A 20,861-nucleotide genomic window follows, 5' to 3' on the forward strand; every position below is an offset into this window, starting at 1 on the left:
AGCGAAATGGAGAGATCTGTTTAGATAGATTTCCCGACTGCGTTGCACTTCGCTCGAAATAACGATATTGCGAGTATAATTCTCGAGCAAAATAATTTCTTAATCAACAGAAACAGTTAAACCTTCTTGCTGTAAAATTTTACGGTAAACTTCCATTTCGGTAAAAGATCCTTCTAAAACAGGGCATTTTCCGTCGTTATGTACTTTCCATGCAATTTTTTCAGCCTGCGATTCGTTATAATCCAGGTATTTCATCATGCAATAAATTACATGATCGAAAGTATTGATATCATCATTCCACAAAATAAGGCGATGTACAGTTTTTATTGAAGTTAAAATTTCTTCGAGCGTAAAGGTCTCTTCTTTGGTTTCTGTAGACATGGTGCAAAAATAAACAATAATTTAGAAGATTTGAGATATTAGATCTGAGATATTAGATTTTAGGACGTTGCGATGAAATCTCGAGTCTCAAATCACACCTCTCATATCTTTTTAAATTAACTAACTTTGTTAACCAAATAATATACGAGCATGCACCAGTCTAAAATTGCAGGAATAGGTTATTACGTTCCGAAAAATGTATACACCAACGATGATTTGAGCCGTTTTATGGATACCAACGATGCCTGGATCCAGGAGCGTACGGGGATTAAAGAACGTCGTTTTGCCGATCGTAATGAAGAAACCACTACTACAATGGGTATTGAGGCAGCCAAAATTGCGATTGAAAGGGCAGGGATTACTGCTAAAGATGTCGATTTTATCGTTTTCGCTACCTTAAGTCCAGATTATTATTTTCCAGGTTGTGGGGTATTGTTGCAACGAGAAATGGGCATGGGCGAAATCGGCGCGTTGGATATACGGAATCAGTGTTCGGGATTTGTTTATGCACTTTCTGTAGCTGATCAGTTTGTAAAAACGGGCATGTATAACAACGTATTGGTGGTGGGTAGCGAAAAACACTCTTTTGCAATGGATTTTGAAACCCGAAGCCGCAATGTATCGGTAATTTTTGGTGATGGTGCCGGTGCAGTGGTGTTACAACCGACAGATAAACCCGGAAAAGGAATTTTAAGCACACATTTACATAGCGATGGCGCCGATGCCGAAATATTAGCCATGTATTATCCAGGTTCTCATGCCAATAAATGGCTCAAGGATAAACCGGCCTACCCTGAACAGGAATTGGGCGGACTGTTTATGACGCAGGAGATTTTGGAAAGTGGTGCTGCTTTACCTTATATGGATGGTCCATCGGTATTCAAAAAAGCGGTGGTGAAATTCCCTGAGGTAATTAAAGAAGCTTTGGCCGCAAATAACCTCACAGAAAAAGATATTGATATGTTGGTGCCACATCAGGCAAATCTGCGCATCAGTCAGTACGTACAGCAATTGCTGGGTTTGAGGGATGATCAGGTTTTTAATAACATCCAAAAATATGGCAATACCACAGCTGCTTCTGTTCCGATTGCTTTATGCGAAGCCTGGGAAGCAGGTAAAATTAAAGATGGAGATTTAGTTTGCCTTGCCGCATTTGGATCGGGTTTTACCTGGGCCAGTGCGTTAATTAGGTGGTAGCCTTAGTTTAGGGTTTAGGGAAAATTGCCAGACAAGTTAAGATAAAAGAAAAGCCTTTGAAGTGTATTCAAAGGCATTTCTTTTGGTGTCAACCTGAGGGGGTAATTTATTTTATAAAAATCAATATGAATGACAGGAGATAATGGGGCAAGTCGACTCAAAGTATCGTCATTGCGAGAAGGCTTTTTCAGCCGACGAAGCAATCTTACAACGATCGCTAGTAGCTTGCGCTTTAGGATTGCTTCGTACCTCGCAATGACAACCGCTTTACTGGAGCCTGTCAATGGTAGCGTAGTCGAAGAGCGGTCTATTGCGTTTTTGGTCTGATAAAATCTCCCAGGTAACTACACTCTCCTGATGCAACAGCATAAAAAGGTGTTTTGGCGTAGCTAAACCTCAATTCTTTAAGATAAGGGTTATTATAATTGGCCTTGATAAAATTTCTCCATTTCACATCTTTTTTATCATAATAATAAAATGATAATGGATTGGCATTCATAATGATCTGCTTCTGCAAACATTTAGCCAGCATAAAAGTACATTTTGCCTTAAAATCGACATTGGTACTTAAGGCCCTCGCTTTTAAATACCAGGCTTTTGCAGTCTGTGCTTTTTTGTAATCCCCATCGTAAACATATTTTGCCGGGTTGGTATTGTCGTAAGATGACCAATCATAACTAATCAGAAACCAGCTGTTGCCAAAATAACCGGTTTGATACACGGCATTGGCCATTTTATAATAATAAAGTGCTGCATTTTTTTTATCGCTAACTGTTAATTTCTGCAAACGGAGCATTTCTGCTGCAAAAGTTTTTTTGGTAATAGATGCTTTGGCTGTTACATACTTTTTAGGGTAATCATTAATGGTTTCGATAAAAGGATTGGCATATAGTTTTGAATTGGCTTCATCTTCATACCAGTTTTGGGGGTTGAAATATTTATAGCCTGGAGAAACTTTTGCAAACATCTGAACTGCTTTATCGTACTGGTGTGTGCGTAAATAGGTTGTACCATAAAGCTCATAAAAATCGTCGTTTTTGAGTTGATTTAAAGCCGAAGCCAATAAACCCGTAACATCGTTCCCTGCTGCTTTTGTTTTATAAACGGCTAAACCCTGCATACTTTTCGGGCTTAAATTTTTCTGCCAAAAAGCAATACTCTGGTAGCTCATATTCTGGAAAAGTGAATTTTCTTTCAGGGTTTTGTATGTCAGATCACCTTTAACCATCGCCAAAGCTGCTTTAGCCGTATCGCCCATATTTAAATAGGCTGGTGCCAATATCTGCTGATAAAAATTTCTTGTTGTTCTGCTGAAACGTTTGTCTGCCTGGTCATTATCGTAATATTGTTCGTTTGGCTGGCTTTTGTTTTCGGCAAAACGTTTTTCATCCAGCCATTTTAATGTAGGCAGTAAATCATTTTCGTTAAAAGGATTGCCTTTTTTAATGTTTTTGGCTTTGATCAATAAATCGGTAATGCGGTATTGATCGCGTAATCTTTCTGGTAATTTATCAGGCTTTAAAATGGCAAGATAATTAGTAGCGAGGAAATCTTTATTTTCCATCCATGATAAATAGGCAGCGGTTAAAGTTCCTAATTCTGGCTGTGGATATTTCTTTTCAGTAGCCAGTTTTACCGCAAAATTCCTGATTTCGTTCAGCTGTTTTAGATTGATGACTTTTAAACTGTCTTTATATTTAGAACTATTGTTATCCGAGAAATAATAATTATAACCAACTTTGGAAATTTCGTTTGCCTCAATTAAACTTTGCTCCAATTTATTCACTTCGCGTACCAGTAATGTGCCGTTAAGTTGGCTTTTTGGCTCATACTGATAAACTTTATTTAAACTTTCTATACCCGAATCATTACCTCCAAACCCGTTAATCGCCCAAATATTGGCTTTCTCGTTATTCGTTTTGGCATATTTTAGTGCTCCGTTAACAGGCGCACTATTGTAATAATAGTTTTTATAAGCCTGCACCCTGCGTTCAGGATTGCTTGCAAAAACCTTTGAAAATAAAAAGGCAGATTCTTCAGGATTTCCTAACCTGCGGGTCGATCCGGCATATAACGCCAGTGCCCAACCTTTAGCTGCACTGTTTACCTTGCTGGTTTTAATGTACTTCTCGTAAGTTGATTTACTCTCTGCATGGTAGCCAGCAAAATGAAACATCCGCTCAGCCTGGTAAGCATAACGCAGCTTAAGAAAATCATCTTTTTCGTTCTCCGTTAATTTTAAACCTTCTTTTGCTTTTGATTCCATAGCGGTCGTATCGCGTGGTTTAGGGTCCCAAAGACTAAAATCTACATTGGCCAAAGGTTCACAGCTTTTCGCAAACTGATAGTATTTTAGTGATTCTTTGCGTTTGCCCAGGGCCTGTATAAAGCTGTTTTTTTGCAAACTATCAGGTAATTGTGAAACATTGCCATCAAAATTATCCAGTTTTACATCGGTAGCACTATCGGTTTTGTACATTACTTTTAGTACATCCTCTTTTTTTACATTGAGGAATTTTGCCCATTCGCGGCTGTTGATATCGGGTTCGCTTTCTACATCAGTTTCGCTGTTCAGGTAAACCATCTGGTTGTAGGCAAAGGGCGAATATTCGTCTCCTTCGATATTGTTGTGGAAGTAGGAAATATAATAGTCGTAAGGATCGATCTCGCCGCCACAGGCTAGATTTACGGCAATTTCGCCGAAAAAAGTAATCAGGAATACACTAAAAATTAGCGATAACTTTTTGAAGGTCTTCATGGGTAAAATGTTTTAATAGGTCGGTGTCTAAATGGTAGAAAACGAGATTCCGGTCTCTGGGTGCTAAATATCGGGATAAAAATTTAGAGGTAGCAAGTAAATCTTCAGGAGAAATTTGTTCCCACCTTACCACATCGCCCTGCTTCAGTCCTGCAGCTGGATAATCAATCAAAAGATCGTATAAAATAGAATTTCCCCTTTGTTTAAAAAGTTTTTGATCATTGATTTGAGACTTACTAATCCGTTTAGAGATGCCGGCATACTGGCCATTTCTAAATACCACCGCCCACTCAAAAACCGGCAGGGCCACATCAAGCGGCAATGGATATTGCTCCAGATAATCTTTTAGGTAAAGGTTCATTTCGCGTTGATCCAATATGGAGTTTTGATCTCCATATTTACGCAGATTGCCCATATTGTAACACATCAAAATTGCTTTTTCTACTGGTGGAACACCATTTGAAACAATATTTTTAACCTGATGCAGACGTAAGGTTACCGAAATGGTTTTGTCCTTTAAAAGTGGATTGGCCTTTAATTGTTCGAGAAATTTAAAATATTTGTTTCTGGTTCCTTTAGTCCAATCACAGTCAATCTGAAGTTCGTGATAATCCTGCTTTCCAGATTGTTTTACCTTTGCTTTCACAAATTTGGCGATTCGATCGGCCATCACGGCTGTTTGCATGGTATCGATCTTATTCAACACCTCATTCACAATAAACACAACAGGAATAATATCAGTCTGTTTAGGGATGGGATCCGAAAATTTAATCGGCGAAACAGGCACAGGCAATTGCAGATCGGGATTAAAATCTACATCCATAATCCTTACATACAATGATTTGGATTTAAACTGATCGAGATAAGTGGTTTCTGCCTTTTTATTCTGGTAATCTGTTTTCCAATAATAAAAAGTGGGCTGCACGATTGATTTTTGCTTACAGCCAAAGAAGAGAAATACAGAAATCACTAAAATACTTATCTTGCGCATATCAATTTTATTGAGCAAAAGTAGTATAAAATGCGGGCAGTTTTACAAAGAGTTACACAGGCAGGTTGCACGGTGGATGGCGAAATAACAGGGGCAATAGAAAATGGATTTTTGGTGTTATTGGGTATTGAAGATGCCGATACTTTAGAAGATCTGAATTGGCTGGCACAGAAAATTATCGGGATGAGGGTTTTTGGTGACGAGAACGGGATGATGAACAAAGCACTCGCCGATGTAGGCGGAGATATTTTACTGATCAGCCAGTTTACCTTATTTGCTTCTACCAAAAAAGGAAACCGGCCTGGTTTTACAAGGGCAGCACGACCAGATGTGGCCATTCCTCTTTATGAAAAAATGATCGAAAAGTTATCGGCTTTGTTGGGTAAAAAAGTGAAAACAGGAATTTTTGGCGCTGATATGAAAATTACACTACTAAACGATGGGCCGGTTACGATACTGATTGATACCAAAAATAAGGAATAATTAATTTGTTACAACGTAACAAATGATAAGTTGAGCTATCAAAAATTACAATTAACCTATTTCGAAAAATTTTGAACTTAAGCTAATATGAAGGATAAAAATCCGAATCGGTTAACGGAGTGTAGTTTACTTGTACTTTTTCTAATTTTAAAATTAATTTTATCTTTTGTATTGGTGAATTCGGTCTACGAATTGCAACGCGATGAATTTCTGCATTTAGATCAGGCCAACCATTTGGCTGCGGGTTTTACCTCTGTTCCGCCTTTAACTTCATTGTTTTCATGGTTAATTAAAGCTTTTGGCAATAGAGTTTTTATGGTAAAACTGGTTCCTGCCTTAATGGGAGCGGTTACTATTTTTTACTGTTGGAAAATTGTCGACTTTTTAAAAGGAAACCTGGTGGCCAAATGTTTGGTTGCAGTGGCCTGTTTATGTTCTTCGTTGCTTCGGCTAAATACGCTTTACCAACCCAATTCTTTCGATGTTTTAGCGTGGACAGCCATATTCTATTATCTGTTAAAATATTTCGATAAAAATGAAGCCAGATACCTTTATGCTTTTGCCATTTTTGTGGCTTTGGGTTTTTTAAATAAGTATAATATCCTTTTTCTGGTGATCGGTTTACTGCCAGCCATTATCATTACCTCAAATCGAAAGGTATTCGCCAATAAACACCTTTATCTCGCTGTTTTGCTGGCTCTTTTAATCATTTCGCCCAATGTAATCTGGCAAATTAACCATCATTTTCCAGTGCTTACCCACATGAAAATTTTGCAGGCCACACAATTGGTACATGTAAAGCGCATCGATTTTTTTATCGGACAGTTTCTCTTTTTTATCAGCTCAATTTTTATCCTCCTGGCAGGAATAGGGAGTTTGATTTTTTATAAAGATTTTCGCAAACACAGCTGGATTATCCTTACTTACCTGATTACCCTGATTGTATTTAGTTATTTTAAAGCCAAAGATTATTATGCCTTAGGTTTGTACCCGGTTTTACTTGCTTTTGGAGCGGTTTATTTAAGCCGGGTTTTAGCAAAGAAACATATACTACTGGGATTGTTGTTTGTTTTTAATATTGGCTCATTTATTTACCTGCTGCCACTTTTAATGCCGGTTTATAACCCTGATGAAATTGTTGCCCATCATAAGCGATTTGAACGGGTAGGGGCATTGCGTTGGGAAGATGGCGAAAATCATGCATTGCCACAAGATTATGCCGATATGCGGGGGTGGAAAGAGTTGGCCGGACTTGTTGATTCTGCTTACGGAAAGGTTAAAGATAAATCAACGCTGCTGATCCGTGCCGATAATTACGGTCAGGCTGGTGCGATCAATTATTATTCGAAATACAAAAATATAAATGCCGTATCGTACAATGCCGATTACCTGTATTGGTTTAAAATGGATAAACCAATAAAAGATTTAATTATGATCACCGGATGGCACGATGAAGATCCGCAACGTAAGCGGGAGCAGCCGTATTTTAGCAGGATTACCAAAATTGGAGAAATAAAAACACCTTATGCAAGGGAAAAAGGAGCAGGTGTGTTTTTGCTCGAAGATGCCAAAACCGAAGTGAGCAGCATCATAAAATCAGAAATAGAAGAAGGAAAAAATGACCATTAAAGAAGCACAGGAAACAGTAGACAGGTGGATTAATACCACAGGCATCCGCTATTTTAACGAATTAACCAATACTGCCATTTTAATGGAAGAAGTGGGCGAAGTAGCGCGGATTATGGCCCGTAAGTATGGCGAACAATCGTTTAAAAAGAGCGACGAAGAGGTAAACCTTGCCGATGAAATGGCTGATGTAATGTTTGTGCTGATCTGCCTGGCCAATCAAACCGGTATAGACCTAACCGAAGCTTTAGAAAAGAACCTGGAGAAAAAGAGCATCCGTGATGCCGACCGGCATAAGAATAATGAGAAGCTTAACCCCTAAATCTCCTGAAGGGGACTTTGGGCTTTTCGTGAATTTAAGCCGCCTTTAGGAGGCTGGAGGTACGAACTCCATCAAACTTCTATAGGCTACAAAACGATTTTTATACCTTTCGTTTAATTCTGCCTGTAGTGCTGGTGCAAATTCTTCCTGGTATCTATTGTATAGATCGATTGTTTCTGCTACATATTGTGCACAATAAGTTACCCCTTCGTTTGGCGAATCTATAACCTTTAATAAACGGTTAGAAACAAACATACCTGTTGCCATTACTTGAGGGATATGAACATCCTGCATCCACTGTAACCATTCTTCAGCTGCTGCATCTTCGAGGATGAGCGTAACATTATATAAAAACATATTACAAAGGTAAATAATATATCATCGTTAAAAAATCACCGTTAATCGATTTTATTCTTTAAAGTAGTGTAAAACGGTTAATTTCGCCAAATCCTATTGTTTTTAGCATGATACGAAATAACGCCTCTCAAAAAATAGATAACTCAATACGCAATTATATTTACACGGGCTACCTTACTGCAATTTTTGGCGGTGTTTTAGGCCTTGTGATTGGATGGGATTTAATGAAAAAACGGAAAACACTGGTTACCGGTGAAAAAGTGTTTTCTTATTCTTTAATGGACAGGCAGCATGGTGCCAGAATACTGATTTTAGCCAGCATTTGTTTCATTTTATTGTTAACCTTAACTATTATTGCATTGGAATTATAAGTTATCTACAATATAAAAATGATTACCATCACCACATCATCTACAATAAAAGAACTTGAGGGGATTCTTGATCTTCAAAAACAAAACCTTAAACAGGATTTAACACCCCAAGAAATTAAAGAACAAGGCTTTGTAACCGTTTCGCATTCGCTCGATGATCTGGAAAAGATGCATCGATATGAGCCTAATATTATTGCAAAAGACGGAGATATCGTTGCAGCTTATGTGCTGGGAATGACCGAACAATCAAAAAATGATATTCCAAGGCTTGTTGAAATGTACGAAAGCTTTGATCATATTCTATATCAGGGAAAACCCGTTTCTGATTATGATTATATTGTGGTTGGGCAGGTTTGCGTTGGGCACGATTATCGGGGCAAAGGTTTATTTGATCAGTGCTACAATGCCTATAAAGATTACTTCAAAGGTAAATATGATTTGGCAATCACTGAAATTGCCAGTATTAACTTACGATCTATGAATGCACACAAGCGTATCGGTTTTGAAGTGATTTATACCTACACGGATAGTAGCAATGTAGAATGGAATGTAGTGGTTTGGGATTGGGAAAATTTTAATTAGTATCTTCATCCTAACGCTTTATCCGGATAATTATGACCGCTGATTTTGTAACCTTCCAAAGATTTAATGATCGAGCGGCAGCTTTAGCACTGGCCGAAACATTCAGGGAAAATGGGATTGAGTGTGGATTGGAGGATGTTTCTGAAAATTTTGATGTTTCGTTTGCCAATAATGAAATCAACAAAGATTTCAGAATAAAGTTAAAACCTGCAGATTTTGAACGGGCCAACATGCTGTTGCAGCAGCTGGCGGAGCAAGATTTGGCAGATATCGATCCCGGTTATTACATTTTTGATTTCAGTAGTGAAGAATTGAAAGAAATTATTGAAAAACAGGATGAATGGAGCAGTTTGGATTTTTTACTGGCAAAGAAAATATTAAAAGAACGAGGTGTAGAGGTAAACGTTAATCAGATTCAAATACTCAAAGAAAAAAGATTAGAGGTCTTAGCTGAACCAGAAGAAAGTCCAAAGGTGCTGATTATAGCAGGCTATATTTTGGCCGTTTTTGGCGGATTAATAGCCACCATCATCGGAGCTTATTTATGCACGCATAAAAGAACATTGCCCAACGGAGAACGTATATTTAGTTACGCTCCGGCAGATCGGGCGCATGGCGAAAGGATTTTGATCATAGGTATTTTAGGATTGATACTTTCATTTGCATATCAATTCTTTAAATATGTTTAGGACAAGTTAAACTAGCAGATTTGTAAACTTGCTAAGTAAAGTTGAAAGGAGTTATCTATACAGATCTTTCCATTCCGTTACATTTCCGTCGAAATGATGAAAATACTAAATTTGGAACTGGATCAGTTAACCAATTTAAACAATTAGCCGCTTAATCATCCCAATGAACTAATGACTAATTAACCATTGAACCAACTAAACCCCGTCTCCCCTTAAATTCCTGAACCTTTTTCTGGCCTTGGCGCTGAACATACTGCCAGGATAATCCGTAATCAGTTTCTGGAAGTAGATTTTTGCTTGCGCAATGTCGTTCAGTTTCTTTTCATAAAGATCACCTAAAGTAAAAAGGGCATCGTCCGTCCAGATTCCATCCTTAAATTCTTCGGTTACTTTTTTCAGGATATCAGCTGCTTTTTGAAAATCGTTCGCTTTAATGAAAATCCGGGCTTTGCTCATCATAATCGCATCTGCCAGGCTATTCTGTGGATAGGCAATCGAAATGCTGTCCATTTTTTTTACGGCCTTTTCGGGCAAGTTTCTAAATAAAAGCATTTCCGCATCCGCATACATTTTTAAGGCATTGCTATCGGCGGGCGTCTGGATGTTATCACTAATCAGCAAACTCAGGTTTAAAGCATCGTTGGCAATCAGTTGTGAGGTGGCTGCTTTTAAAACCAAACATTGCCCATTGCTGTATTCAAAATTACCCTGATAAAAAGAAAGTTTGGCACTGCGGAAACGAGCTTCGTTACCCACAGATTGTCCTTCAAACTGCTTGCTCACCTGTTCGTAAACCAAAAATGCTTCCCATGGCTGGTTGGTTAAAATGTAAATATCGCCTAAATCCAGTTTCAGCTGACCTAGTTCTAACTCGTTAATGCCCGGCATCTTAATCGCTTCTTCCAGTTCTTTTTCTGCCTTGCCTGGCTGATTTAAGTAATAAGCTTCCAGGTTGGCCAGTTTTTTAATCGCGAAAAGGGTGTTCCTGTTTTTGCCATTTTCTGCTAATAACGCCTCGTAGTCTTTTGCCAGCAGATCAAGATCGGCAACCGTATATTTTCCGTTGGTACGCAGATTATATTTGGTATTAAGCATCTCGATTTTCGATGGCAGGTAATACTGGTTATCTTTTCCCTTGGTTAACAGGTAATCGTAAGCTTTAATGGCTGTTTCGTAGGCACCATTATCTGCAAAAGTGTAAATGGCATTAAATAAAGTGCCACCATCGGCTTTGGTGCGTTTATCAAAAGCAATTAGCTGGCGCAGGGCCATGTCAAATTCCTGTTGCTGAATGTAATTCCAGGTAAGTAGCTGAATATAAATTTCGGCATCAGGTTCTTTCTGAATCTTCTTTAAAATAGCTGCCTGAAAAGTCTGATAGTCATTTTTATCTTCAAAAATAGAAGAAAGCACCGCTTCGGCCTGTGGCAAAAGTTGCGGCATGGTGGCCAAGGCATCCAGGTATTCCTGCATCAGCATGGGTTTATCCTTTTTATAACGGTAAATATTGAGCAACTCAAAAGCAAATGCCTGATCGTTACCCAACAGTTTTCGCCCTTGCTTAAAGGTTTGAACTGCATAATCATAATTTTCAAACCGGTAAAAGCTATTGGCTAAATTCCTGATTTTAAATTCTTCTTTTGGCAACCTGGCAATTATTTCATTAAAAATCTTATTTGCCGCCTGTGTATCGCCTTTTTCCTGGTAAAGTTTACCTAATGCTATGGGGTAAATTTCACTTTGCGGACTTTTTTTAATTTCCCTTTTTACTATTTTTTCCGCTACATCGTAATGTTTCAGTTTTATTAATGCATTAAAATAAAGATCGAAATAGGCTTCATTATTAGGGATAGCGTAAAGTTTTTCGAGCAACACAACCGCCTTTTCGTAATCTCCATCCTGGTAGTATTGAATGGCCAAAGAGCTTTCGTCAGGAGCAACCTGCTGGTTAGGGCGAAAAATCTGCGCATCCGCCCCAAGTGTTAACAATAAGAATATGATGAAAAGCAAGCGGTTCATAAACCCTAAATTATAAGTTTTAAATGTAACATTTTAATACATCTTTAGCTAAAGCACTTCAGGATATAAAACGTATTTTAAATGTTACCTGTATTTTATTTTGTGTAAATTTTATAAATACTAAATTGAACCACAACTTATTATTATTTGCATAAGTAACATTGTTGGTGTAAATCGCTTAAAGTTGTTATGTTATTTATTTTTGTCATCCGGTGAAGGATTTATTTATGCTGAAGAGATTTTTTCTATTGTTATTGGTGGTGTTGGTGTGGGCTTGTAAAGGTTCAAACAGCGATACTATTGCTGTGGACGATTTTTTTAAAACGCAGGATAAAGCCTATTACCGTATTTCGCCAGATGGCAAAAGCCTGTCGTACTTAAAACTTCAGGATAAAAAACTCGATCTTTTTGTTGAAGACCTGGCCACTGGAAACAGCGTGCAGCTTACCCATTTAGATGGAAAAAATATTAGTTTTCATTTCTGGACGAGTAATAATGAACTGATTTATTATACCGAGGATGGATCTAAAGAACGAAGATCTGACATTTTTGTCATCAATAAAGATGGAAGCAAGCAGGTACAGTTAAGTTCAAATGAGAAAAACAGGCTGAGGGTGATAGAAGACCAGCTGATTGATGATAAATACATTATTGTAGCTTCTAATAAACGTGATTCGACCGTTTTTGATGTGTATCGTTTAAACGTACGCGATGGAAAAATGGAAATCGCGGCAAAAAATCCGGGTAATATTACCAAATGGATGACTGACAGCAAGGGCGTACTTAAAATTGCTGTGGCCAGCGATGGGGTAAATGAAACCTTAATGTATCGTGAAAGCGAAAACCAGGCTTTTGCACCGGTAATCACCAATAATTTTGAAACTACTTTACAGCCTATTGCTTTTTCGGAAGACCAGCCCAATGTACTTTATGCCATTTCAAGCGTTAACCGCGATAAAAATGCGCTGGTGGCACTCGATTTGAAAAGCGGGAAAGAAAAACAGGTTCTTTTTGCAAACGATACCTTAAATGTTGTTGATGCAACCTATTCGCGTTTTAGAAAAAAAATGCTTTTTGCTACTTGCGAAACCTGGAAAAGAGAAAAATATTATCTTGATGACAGTACGAAAGTGGCTTACTCCAGGATAGATAAACTTTTGCCAGGTACGGAGTGGGTAATTATGGATAAGGACAAAACGGATAAAGTATTTGTGATACGGACTTTTACCGATAAAAATCCTGGGTCTTATTATTTATATACGACAATTGACAACAGGCTTAAAAAACTGACTGATGTGAGTCCTTCCATTAAACCGGAAGACATGAATGCCATGAAACCGATCAGTTTTAAAAGTCGCGATAGTTTGACCATTAACGGGTATTTAACCCTTCCTAAAAATAAAAAGGCTATTAATTTACCTGTAGTGGTGTTGCCGCATAATGGGCCAAAATCGAGAAACAGTTGGGGTTACAATGCAGAAGTGCAATTTTTGGCCAACCGGGGTTATGCTGTTTTACAGGTAAATTACCGGGGTTCTACAGGTTATGGGAAATCCTTTTATGCTGCAGGTTTTAAACAGTGGAGCGATAAAATACAGGAAGATGTGAATGATGGTGTAAAATGGTTAATTGAGAAAAAAATTGCCAATCCCAAAAAAATTGCCATTTATGGTAACGGTTTTGGCGGTTATATTGCTTTAAATTGTTTGTACAAAAATCCCGATCTTTATAAATGTGGTGGATCTAATTCTGGTGTAATTAACCTGTTTAGTTACCTGAAAACCTTTCCGCCGTTTTTAAAGGCAAAATTGCAGATGTATTACGAAATTTTAGGCAATCCCATAACTGAAACCGATTATATGCGTTTTGCCTCGCCTGTATTCCATGCAGACCGTTTTAAGGCGCCTATTTTTATTGCTCAGAACCCTAAAGATCCTAGTGTTAATGTGGCTGAAGGTGTGCAGTTTATTAAAGAGCTTAAAAAACGAAATGTTCAGGTTACCTATATCGAAAAGGAAGAAGGGCCAAATCCGGTAGTACGCCAGCAAAGTAGAACAGCCTTATATAAAGCATTGGAAGAGTTTTTGCAAGATAATTTAGGTAGGAAATAGGTATGGCCTTAGATAAAAAAAGCAGTTACCGCAAAAATTCCTCCCTTGGTGTAACCTTCATTGTACTCATTTCAATCCTTTTTATCCTCTCGCTTTTCCTTGCGTTTAACTACAGTAAAAAATCGATAGAGAATGATTTTGTTTCCGAAAAGGTAAATGTGCTGGAACAGAGTATTAAGCCTTATAACGATTTTTTTCAGAACAAAATGCCTGAGATTTCTTATTACAACGGCTTTTTGGATTCCTCTACCGCAGCTAAGTTTGTAGATACCGTGATGTTAAAGTATCCTTTTATTTCTAAGGTTACTTTTTACGATACGGAAGTGAAAAATGTTCCGGTTAAGGATGGGATCAACGCAAACCACCTGGGCATCGGTCCGAAATCCATTTACCAGTTTGGTAAAGGGGTAAAGCCCGATTCGATAAAACTATATTCAGAAGACGATACCCGGTCTTTTAATGTAGGGAGCGATTTTAATGCCATAGCGATCAAACTGGCTACTTTTGTGGAAGATCTGGACACCGCATCGGTACCTACACAAGAAGAATTGTTTACCAATTTTTCTATCGTTAACTCGAACGAAAATAAAATTACCTACCTTAATATACCCCGCCGTGAAGATTTAAGGACTTACAAGGACATGATCAGGCGTAAACTTAATCCTGCCCCGGTTTACCCCCAGGATATCCTGGTTTTTAAGCTCGATGCCAATAAAATAAAGATCGTTAATACGCGCCCCTTACTGTACCAAACCATCAGGATTGAACCCCTTACTTACGATCCGATAGATACTTCTGATGAGAATATTACTACAGAAATAGCACTTCCGGGTGCCTTTTCTGATTTTAAACTCTATTTCATCTCTTCTAAATCCTATATCAAAAAGGAGATTTTTATTTATTTTATGCCAATTGCATTGGTACTCTTACTGGTGTACGGCGTTTTATTGCTGGTTGCTTTTTTAATTTACCGTAACCTGAACATCAATAGTAAAATGTTTAAACTCCAGTACGATTTTGTAAATAACCTTACACATGAGTTTAAAACACCTGTAAGTGTAATTAAAATAGCCGGAAATAACATTAAAAGTGCCACTTCACTTAGTCCGAAAGAACAACAGCTTTATGGAAAAATATTAGATGAAGAAGCCGATAAGTTAAATGGTTTAATGAACAAACTACTGGCTTTTACACAAATCGAAAATAAAGCAATTAAGCTGAACCAGGAAGAGGTAAATATTGTTGATTTTGTTGAAAGTACCATCGAATCGCACACTTTAAAACACCCTGATTTTAAAATTACTTATGAAGTAACTGGTTTTAAAACCTTTATTACCGATCCGGTGTTATTGGGGAGTTTGTTCGATAACCTGGCAGAAAATGCGTACAAATATTCAAAACCCGATCAGAAAAAACTGCATATCAGTGCAAAACTGATTAAAGGGGTGCTGGTGTTTCGTTTTGCCGATAAAGGTATTGGTATCGCATCATCAGAATTAAACAATATATTTAAGAAGTTTTTCCGGATACAGAATGAGTATAACCAAATGGGTAGTGTTGGACTTGGTTTGGCATTCTGCAAAGAACTGGTTAACTTTATGGAAGGAGAAATTACCGTAAAAAGTAAAGTAGGAAGTGGTACAGAGTTTAAAATTGTACTGCCATATAATAGTTAAATTTCAAAAAGTAGAAATGTTAAATGTTGAAAGGTTGAGCCTTAAAACTTTAAAACCTTTCAACCTTACAACTGAATTAAAACACACATAAATGTCTAAAGAAGTAAAAATATTAATCGTAGAAGATGATGAAAATCTTCGCTTTCTTGTTGCCCACCGTTTAAAAGCTGAGGGTTATACCGTGCTTGAAGCAAATGATGGTGAAGCGGGTGAGAGAATGATTTTGGCCGATCAGCCCGATATTGTTTTATTGGATTGGATGATGCCAGGTAAACAGGGCGCCGAAGTTTGTGAAAATGTGCGTAAACAGGGTTTCGAAAATCTGGTGATTATGATGACCGCGAAAGCACAGGATGTAGATAAAATCGACGCCTATAACTTTGGTGCATCTGATTATATTACCAAGCCATTTAATATGGATGTTTTGGTGGCTATGTTAGAGAGCAAAGTTAAATTCATCGTGAATAAAGATTCGGCCGAGATTCACCGTTTTGGGAATATGGAGCACCATCCGAACATCCACACGCTATTCCGGGATGGAAAGAAAATCGAGTTAACCATATTGGAAAACCGTATCCTGCTTTATTTCCTGCGCAACCCGGGTAAAGTAATTAACCGAGATGAATTGATGTTGGTGGTTTGGGGTTATAATTCCGATGTAAACACCCGTACACTTGATATGCACATTGTTCGTTTGCGTAAAAAAATAGAATTGAATCCTGATAACCCCCAGTTGTTACAAACCGTTAGGGGAGTTGGTTATCGCTTTAATGCGGGATAAGATAATAGTCGTCATTTCGACCGTAGTGGAGAAATCTATGGTGATTTATTTAAATCTCTTTGATAGATTTCTCCATTTCGTTGCACTTCAGTCGAAATGACGTGTTTTATTTACTAAGCTCTCTTTAAGGTAAAAATCGTAATCTCCGGTAAAATCCCAACCCTGCCCGGATAGCCTAAAAAGCCATAGCCAACATTGACGTAAAGTTGTTGTTTTTGCTCCTGGTACAAACCAGCCCATTCCTTGTAAATGTATTGCACAGGGCTCCATTGGTATTCTTTTAAGCGTACACCAAATTGCATTCCGTGCGTATGTCCGCTAAACATAGCATCTATTTGCGGATATTTCTGTAAAACCTCACCACGCCAGTGAGAAGGATCGTGACTCAACAAAAGTTTTACCGGTAAATCATCTGTGTTTTGAACAGCCAGTTCCATTTTTCCATATTTCGGAAAACGGCCCATTCCCCAGTTTTCAATCCCTAATATCCCGATTTCCTCTCCATCAACTTTTAACCTGCGGTTTTCGTTCATCAATAGGTCGTAACCCATTACTTTATGTACATCAACCATATCTTTCAGGTTTTTTACTTTGGCAGGAGAAGATTCTTTTCCAAAATAATAATCGCCATAATCATGGTTTCCAAGAGATGAATAAACACCCAGAGGCGCTTTTACTTTCGAAAATATATCCTGATAATCTCTTACTTCGTTGGTGAGGTTATTTACTAAATCGCCAGTGAAAAAGATAAAATCCGGCTTTTCGCCTAACAACATTTCTACACCACCTTTTACAGCTGTTTTATTGTAAAAACTGCCCGAGTGGATGTCCGAAATCTGTCCCATCTTAATGCCGTCAAAAGCTTTTGGAAGGTTCGGGAGGATTAAATTTACCCTTCGTACCTGGTAATCGTAGGCGCCAGAAATAATGCCCCAGCTTAACGATGTTAGCGGAACGGCTGCGGCAACCAACCCGGCTTTAACCAAAAACTCCGAACGTGAAATAGGTTCTGCTGCAGTTACCGTATCTTGTGTTGTCGGAACTTCAGTCTTTTTATTTTTTCTAAAGATTTTGATAAACAGCCTGCGTAAATCATCCAGCACCAAAAACGGTAACATGGCCAGTTTACAAGCTACTGTTAAAAAGAAAGCCACTAAAATAATAGCCCTTAGTGTAAGAAAAAGATTGAGGTAAATGCCACAAAAAACGCCGATAATTAGTAATGCGCTATAAGTCCAATAAGCGATGCCGAATGCTTTTTTTGTACCCGGTTTCCATTTTTTAAAAACAGAAACAATGGCTTTATAGCAGTAAATATCAAATGCAATAATAAAAATGCAGGCGGCAATAATAAAAGGTAATCTTCCCATTTTTAGAAGGATGGTTGAAATTAAAAAGCTTTGACTACATGCTATCCTGTAGATAAAATGTAGTCAAAGCTAGTAAAATTGTATAATTAATAATTATCTGAAATCGTCTTCATCTTCTTCCTCGTCAAATTCGGCATTAAATAAGCTGCCAAACATATCAGAAAAGCCAAAGCCACCATTTAAAAAGTTTTTGCTCAATTGTGAGTATTCCGCTAAACCATGTAATACAAATTCCATTAGAAGCAAGGTTTGGTTTTCGCTCAGTTTTGGGTGGAATTTCTTAACCAGATCATATAAACCTGGTACCAGCATTAGTGCTTTTTTATATTGCGAGTTGGTTAAAGTATCTGTTACATCAACATTATTGCCTTCGGTAAACCATTCGGTTACTTCAGTATAAGGATTGGCCGTTTTACTTTTTTTGGCTTTTTCAGGATCAGGAAAATAACGTGCAAATAAAGTTTTAACGGCTTTACCGATCAGCGTAGTGGCAACATGTGCTGGTCCTTCCAGTTCACCTTCGTAAACGAGTTCTATTTTACCCGTTATAGCAGGAATAATCCCGGCAAGATCCGATAAACGCACAAATGTATTTTTCTCGCCCGCAATCAGCATCCTTCTTTCGGCAGTGCTGATTAAATTTTCATATGCAGAGATGGTTAACCTGGCCGAAACACCCGATTTTTGGTCAATATATTCACTTTTACGGGCTTCAAAAGCAATCTGCTCAATCAGATCTTTTAGCAAACCATCAGCTTCAATACTGGCTTTTTGTTCTGCAGTAAGTTTTGCCTCCTGGAAAGTGATTTTGCGTGAAATTTCAATGGTTTTAGGATAGTGGGTCAAAATCTGACTTTCGATCCTATCTTTCAATGGTGTAACAATGCTACCACGGTTGGTGTAATCTTCGGGGTTTGCCGTAAAAACAAACTGAATATCCAAGGGTAAACGCAATTTAAAACCGCGGATCTGGATATCTTTTTCCTGCAGCATGTTAAACAAAGCCACCTGGATTCGTGCCTGTAAATCGGGAAGCTCGTTAATTACGAATATACTGCGGTGTGCACGTGGAATTAACCCAAAGTGGATTACACGTTCATCATTATAGGTTAACTTTAAGGTGGCGGCTTTAATCGGGTCAACATCGCCAATTAAATCGGCAACGGTAACATCAGGGGTAGCCAGTTTTTCAGTGTACCTTTCGCTGCGGTGTAACCAGGCAATTTCGGTATCATCTCCTTTGGTGGCAATTTCATTTTTAGCGTACCACGAAATTGGGTTTAACGGATCATCGAAAATTTCACTGCCGGCAACATAAGGCACATATTCATCCAATAAATTTACCATCAACCGGGCAATACGTGTTTTTGCCTGCCCGCGTAAACCTAAAAGTAAAATGTTATGGCGTGATAAAATTGCAGTCTGTAATTCTGGAATTACCGTTTCATCATAGCCGATAATGCCCTCAAATTCGGTTTTTTTATCGCGGAGAACTTTAATCAGATTTTCCCTGAGCTCTTCTTTTACAGATCTCGATTTATATCCTGTGGTTTTTAATTCGCCTAATGTGGTGTTTTGCATCTTTTTAAAATGGGTTTAAGGTATAAGGTTTAGGGTTTAAGGTTGCTGCATGCAACTTCAATCGCTAATTCTTCCCTTGTTTAAATTTTTTTCGAGACTTGTTAGATAGGTTTTTTTTGGGCTTTAGGTTTACCTTAAACCTTTCACCTTTTTACCTTCTACCTTATTTAACTGTCTTACGTCTATTTTTAATATAATCTTCAAAAATGTATTCGCCCAAACCGTTTAACGAGCTATAAAATGCTCTTCCGCCATTAATTTCGGTAAACTGACGAACGAATTGCTGTAGATATGGATCTTTCGCAATCATAAAGGTGGTAATCGGAATTTTTAACCGCTTACATTGTGCTGCCATGTTTAAGGTTTTGTTAATTACCTTTCTATCCAAACCCATACTGTTTTTATAATATTTGCCATTTTCTTTTAGGCAGGTAGGCTTTCCATCCGTAATCATAAAAATCTGCTTATTATGCGTTTTCCTTCTACGGAGCAAATCTGCCGCGAGTTCTAAACCCGCGTAGGTATTGGTATGGTAAGGGCCAACCTGTAAATAGGGTAGGTCTTTCACACTGATCGGCCAGGCATCGTTTCCAAAAACAACAATATCCAAAGTATCTTTAGGATATTTCGTTTTAATCAACTCTGCCAAAGCCATCGCCACTTTTTTTGCTGGCGTAATGCGATCTTCACCATATAAAATCATCGAGTGCGAAATGTCGATCATCAACACCGTAGAAGTTAAGGTTTTAAAATCCTTTTCTTCTACCTCCAAATCGCGATCGGTAAGGGTAAAATCACCAATGCCATGGTTAATCTGGGCATTTTGGATCGAAGCAGTCATGTCAATCTGATCCAGGCTATCGCCGAAGCTATATTCTCGCCTGTCTGCATTTTTTTCTTCACCAATGCCCGATTGATTGCTGTTATGGTTGCCCCGACCAGATTTTTTCAGTTTCCCGAAAATTTCATCCAGTGCAGATTTCCGGATGGTCTGCTCCGTTTTCGCAGTAATTTTAAATTCTCCAGATTGATTGTCTTCAGTAAGATAACCTTTGTCTTTCAGGTCATCGATAAAATTACCGATACCATAATCATTATTGGTTAGTTTATATTGTTTGTCGAGTTCGTTCAGCCAGCTTAAAGCCTCTGCCGCATCTCCTGCTGTATAATTTAGCAATTCGCTAAATAATTTCAGCAACTCATCGAACCCACCCTTTGGCGCATCGCCCGGCTTGTAATCAGAAAAACGAAAACCTCTCATGTGCTTGTATTAACGATTTATCGAAGATAAAAGTTTCGCTTTGCATTAATTTAAGCGCGGTGTCATATTTGGAGGAGCAAGCAGAAAAGTAAAAGCTGAAAGACCAAAGCGGATTGAACTGCAAATTGCCAACTGAAAACTGTCAATTGATCTGGGCGTTCTCCAATCCCGATGAAAAATCGGGAAAGGGGTCGGGCTCAGGGCTGAGCTGCGCTCCGGTACCAATAAAATATTGGCACTGAACCCTTACCATCCCTAACGCAAACCCACCGGTTTAAAAAATAAGGTCTCTAAAAATAAAAAAT

At 38.2% G+C, this 20,861-nt stretch carries 18 protein-coding genes; 10 read left to right on the top strand and 8 right to left on the bottom strand.

Annotation, left to right across the window (positions count from 1 at the left end; all coding sequences use genetic code 11):
• Positions 1-99: 99 nt before the first annotated feature.
• Positions 100-381 (bottom strand): ATP-dependent Clp protease adaptor ClpS, encoded by a 282-nt coding sequence (locus R2R28_RS11170; protein ID WP_316825757.1) that lies wholly within the window; start codon positions 379-381, stop codon positions 100-102.
• A gap of 150 nt (positions 382-531) precedes the next feature.
• Here R2R28_RS11170 and R2R28_RS11175 point away from each other — a divergent pair, with 150 nt between their 5' ends.
• Entirely contained in the window at positions 532-1,578 is a 1,047-nt protein-coding gene (locus R2R28_RS11175) for a beta-ketoacyl-ACP synthase III (RefSeq protein WP_316825758.1), read from the top strand.
• A 307-nt stretch (positions 1,579-1,885) separates the two neighbouring features.
• On the opposite strand, the gene R2R28_RS11180 is transcribed toward R2R28_RS11175, so the two are convergent.
• Entirely contained in the window at positions 1,886-4,336 is a 2,451-nt protein-coding gene (locus R2R28_RS11180; RefSeq protein WP_316825759.1) for a hypothetical protein, read from the bottom strand.
• Positions 4,302-5,327, bottom strand: coding sequence for a hypothetical protein (locus R2R28_RS11185; protein ID WP_316825760.1), 1,026 nt, complete (start codon positions 5,325-5,327; stop codon positions 4,302-4,304). Before R2R28_RS11185 ends, R2R28_RS11180 begins: the two co-directional genes overlap by 35 nt.
• A gap of 30 nt (positions 5,328-5,357) precedes the next feature.
• Between R2R28_RS11185 and dtd the strand changes: the two genes are divergently transcribed.
• From dtd to R2R28_RS11200, 3 genes are all read left to right on the top strand, one after another.
• Positions 5,358-5,810, top strand: coding sequence for a D-aminoacyl-tRNA deacylase (dtd, locus tag R2R28_RS11190; protein WP_316825761.1), 453 nt, complete (start codon positions 5,358-5,360; stop codon positions 5,808-5,810).
• A gap of 87 nt (positions 5,811-5,897) precedes the next feature.
• Positions 5,898-7,439 (top strand): glycosyltransferase family 39 protein, encoded by a 1,542-nt coding sequence (locus R2R28_RS11195; protein WP_316825762.1) that lies wholly within the window; start codon positions 5,898-5,900, stop codon positions 7,437-7,439.
• Positions 7,429-7,758: a nucleotide pyrophosphohydrolase gene (locus R2R28_RS11200; protein ID WP_316825763.1), complete on the top strand. Its 330-nt coding sequence runs from the start codon at positions 7,429-7,431 to the stop codon at positions 7,756-7,758. Before R2R28_RS11195 ends, R2R28_RS11200 begins: the two co-directional genes overlap by 11 nt.
• Positions 7,759-7,803: 45 nt before the next feature.
• On the opposite strand, the gene R2R28_RS11205 is transcribed toward R2R28_RS11200, so the two are convergent.
• Positions 7,804-8,115, bottom strand: a complete 312-nt coding sequence (locus R2R28_RS11205; protein WP_316825764.1) for a DUF4286 family protein — start codon at positions 8,113-8,115, stop codon at positions 7,804-7,806.
• A 107-nt stretch (positions 8,116-8,222) separates the two neighbouring features.
• Between R2R28_RS11205 and R2R28_RS11210 the strand changes: the two genes are divergently transcribed.
• The 3 genes from R2R28_RS11210 to R2R28_RS11220 are packed head-to-tail and all read left to right on the top strand — an operon-like array spanning position 8,223 to position 9,757.
• A complete protein-coding gene (locus R2R28_RS11210) occupies positions 8,223-8,486 on the top strand; it encodes a hypothetical protein (protein WP_316825765.1) in 264 nt (87 codons plus the stop codon).
• Between the two features lie 18 nt (positions 8,487-8,504).
• A complete protein-coding gene (locus R2R28_RS11215) occupies positions 8,505-9,068 on the top strand; it encodes a GNAT family N-acetyltransferase (protein ID WP_316825766.1) in 564 nt (187 codons plus the stop codon).
• Between the two features lie 32 nt (positions 9,069-9,100).
• A complete protein-coding gene (locus tag R2R28_RS11220; protein ID WP_316825767.1) occupies positions 9,101-9,757 on the top strand; it encodes a hypothetical protein in 657 nt (218 codons plus the stop codon).
• 195 nt (positions 9,758-9,952) lie between these two features.
• On the opposite strand, the gene R2R28_RS11225 is transcribed toward R2R28_RS11220, so the two are convergent.
• Positions 9,953-11,776 (bottom strand): tetratricopeptide repeat protein, encoded by a 1,824-nt coding sequence (locus R2R28_RS11225; protein WP_316825768.1) that lies wholly within the window; start codon positions 11,774-11,776, stop codon positions 9,953-9,955.
• 227 nt (positions 11,777-12,003) lie between these two features.
• Here R2R28_RS11225 and R2R28_RS11230 point away from each other — a divergent pair, with 227 nt between their 5' ends.
• The 3 genes from R2R28_RS11230 to R2R28_RS11240 all read left to right on the top strand — a co-directional run bounded on the left by R2R28_RS11230 (position 12,004) and on the right by R2R28_RS11240 (position 16,344).
• A complete protein-coding gene (locus R2R28_RS11230; RefSeq protein WP_316825769.1) occupies positions 12,004-13,887 on the top strand; it encodes a S9 family peptidase in 1,884 nt (627 codons plus the stop codon).
• A 2-nt stretch (positions 13,888-13,889) separates the two neighbouring features.
• Complete coding sequence (locus tag R2R28_RS11235) at positions 13,890-15,563, top strand: HAMP domain-containing sensor histidine kinase (RefSeq protein WP_316825770.1); 1,674 nt, start codon at positions 13,890-13,892, stop codon at positions 15,561-15,563.
• Between the two features lie 91 nt (positions 15,564-15,654).
• Positions 15,655-16,344, top strand: a complete 690-nt coding sequence (locus tag R2R28_RS11240) for a response regulator transcription factor (RefSeq protein WP_025143982.1) — start codon at positions 15,655-15,657, stop codon at positions 16,342-16,344.
• Positions 16,345-16,457: 113 nt separating this feature from the next.
• Here R2R28_RS11240 and R2R28_RS11245 read toward each other — a convergent pair whose 3' ends face one another.
• From R2R28_RS11245 to R2R28_RS11255, 3 genes are all read right to left on the bottom strand, one after another.
• Positions 16,458-17,714, bottom strand: a complete 1,257-nt coding sequence (locus R2R28_RS11245; protein ID WP_316825771.1) for a metallophosphoesterase — start codon at positions 17,712-17,714, stop codon at positions 16,458-16,460.
• Positions 17,715-17,807: 93 nt separating this feature from the next.
• Positions 17,808-19,295, bottom strand: coding sequence for a sigma 54-interacting transcriptional regulator (locus R2R28_RS11250; RefSeq protein WP_316825772.1), 1,488 nt, complete (start codon positions 19,293-19,295; stop codon positions 17,808-17,810).
• Between the two features lie 163 nt (positions 19,296-19,458).
• Positions 19,459-20,556, bottom strand: a complete 1,098-nt coding sequence (locus tag R2R28_RS11255; RefSeq protein WP_121284053.1) for a vWA domain-containing protein — start codon at positions 20,554-20,556, stop codon at positions 19,459-19,461.
• Positions 20,557-20,861 lie beyond the last annotated feature (305 nt).

It is taken from the genome of Pedobacter miscanthi (assembly GCF_032678605.1).
GTDB classification, from domain to species: Bacteria; Bacteroidota; Bacteroidia; order Sphingobacteriales; family Sphingobacteriaceae; genus Pedobacter; species Pedobacter miscanthi_A.

What these genes read in the sequence shown, in the direction of transcription:
- R2R28_RS11170 (WP_316825757.1), bottom strand. Translation starts at nt 381, where the DNA reads ATGTCTACAGAAACCAAAGAAGAGACCTTTACGCTCGAAGAAATTTTA.
- R2R28_RS11175 (WP_316825758.1), top strand. Translation starts at nt 532, where the DNA reads ATGCACCAGTCTAAAATTGCAGGAATAGGTTATTACGTTCCGAAAAAT.
- R2R28_RS11180 (WP_316825759.1), bottom strand. Translation starts at nt 4,336, where the DNA reads ATGAAGACCTTCAAAAAGTTATCGCTAATTTTTAGTGTATTCCTGATT.
- R2R28_RS11185 (WP_316825760.1), bottom strand. Translation starts at nt 5,327, where the DNA reads ATGCGCAAGATAAGTATTTTAGTGATTTCTGTATTTCTCTTCTTTGGC.
- dtd (WP_316825761.1), top strand. Translation starts at nt 5,358, where the DNA reads ATGCGGGCAGTTTTACAAAGAGTTACACAGGCAGGTTGCACGGTGGAT.
- R2R28_RS11195 (WP_316825762.1), top strand. Translation starts at nt 5,898, where the DNA reads ATGAAGGATAAAAATCCGAATCGGTTAACGGAGTGTAGTTTACTTGTA.
- R2R28_RS11200 (WP_316825763.1), top strand. Translation starts at nt 7,429, where the DNA reads ATGACCATTAAAGAAGCACAGGAAACAGTAGACAGGTGGATTAATACC.
- R2R28_RS11205 (WP_316825764.1), bottom strand. Translation starts at nt 8,115, where the DNA reads ATGTTTTTATATAATGTTACGCTCATCCTCGAAGATGCAGCAGCTGAA.
- R2R28_RS11210 (WP_316825765.1), top strand. Translation starts at nt 8,223, where the DNA reads ATGATACGAAATAACGCCTCTCAAAAAATAGATAACTCAATACGCAAT.
- R2R28_RS11215 (WP_316825766.1), top strand. Translation starts at nt 8,505, where the DNA reads ATGATTACCATCACCACATCATCTACAATAAAAGAACTTGAGGGGATT.
- R2R28_RS11220 (WP_316825767.1), top strand. Translation starts at nt 9,101, where the DNA reads ATGACCGCTGATTTTGTAACCTTCCAAAGATTTAATGATCGAGCGGCA.
- R2R28_RS11225 (WP_316825768.1), bottom strand. Translation starts at nt 11,776, where the DNA reads ATGAACCGCTTGCTTTTCATCATATTCTTATTGTTAACACTTGGGGCG.
- R2R28_RS11230 (WP_316825769.1), top strand. Translation starts at nt 12,004, where the DNA reads ATGCTGAAGAGATTTTTTCTATTGTTATTGGTGGTGTTGGTGTGGGCT.
- R2R28_RS11235 (WP_316825770.1), top strand. Translation starts at nt 13,890, where the DNA reads ATGGCCTTAGATAAAAAAAGCAGTTACCGCAAAAATTCCTCCCTTGGT.
- R2R28_RS11240 (WP_025143982.1), top strand. Translation starts at nt 15,655, where the DNA reads ATGTCTAAAGAAGTAAAAATATTAATCGTAGAAGATGATGAAAATCTT.
- R2R28_RS11245 (WP_316825771.1), bottom strand. Translation starts at nt 17,714, where the DNA reads ATGGGAAGATTACCTTTTATTATTGCCGCCTGCATTTTTATTATTGCA.
- R2R28_RS11250 (WP_316825772.1), bottom strand. Translation starts at nt 19,295, where the DNA reads ATGCAAAACACCACATTAGGCGAATTAAAAACCACAGGATATAAATCG.
- R2R28_RS11255 (WP_121284053.1), bottom strand. Translation starts at nt 20,556, where the DNA reads ATGAGAGGTTTTCGTTTTTCTGATTACAAGCCGGGCGATGCGCCAAAG.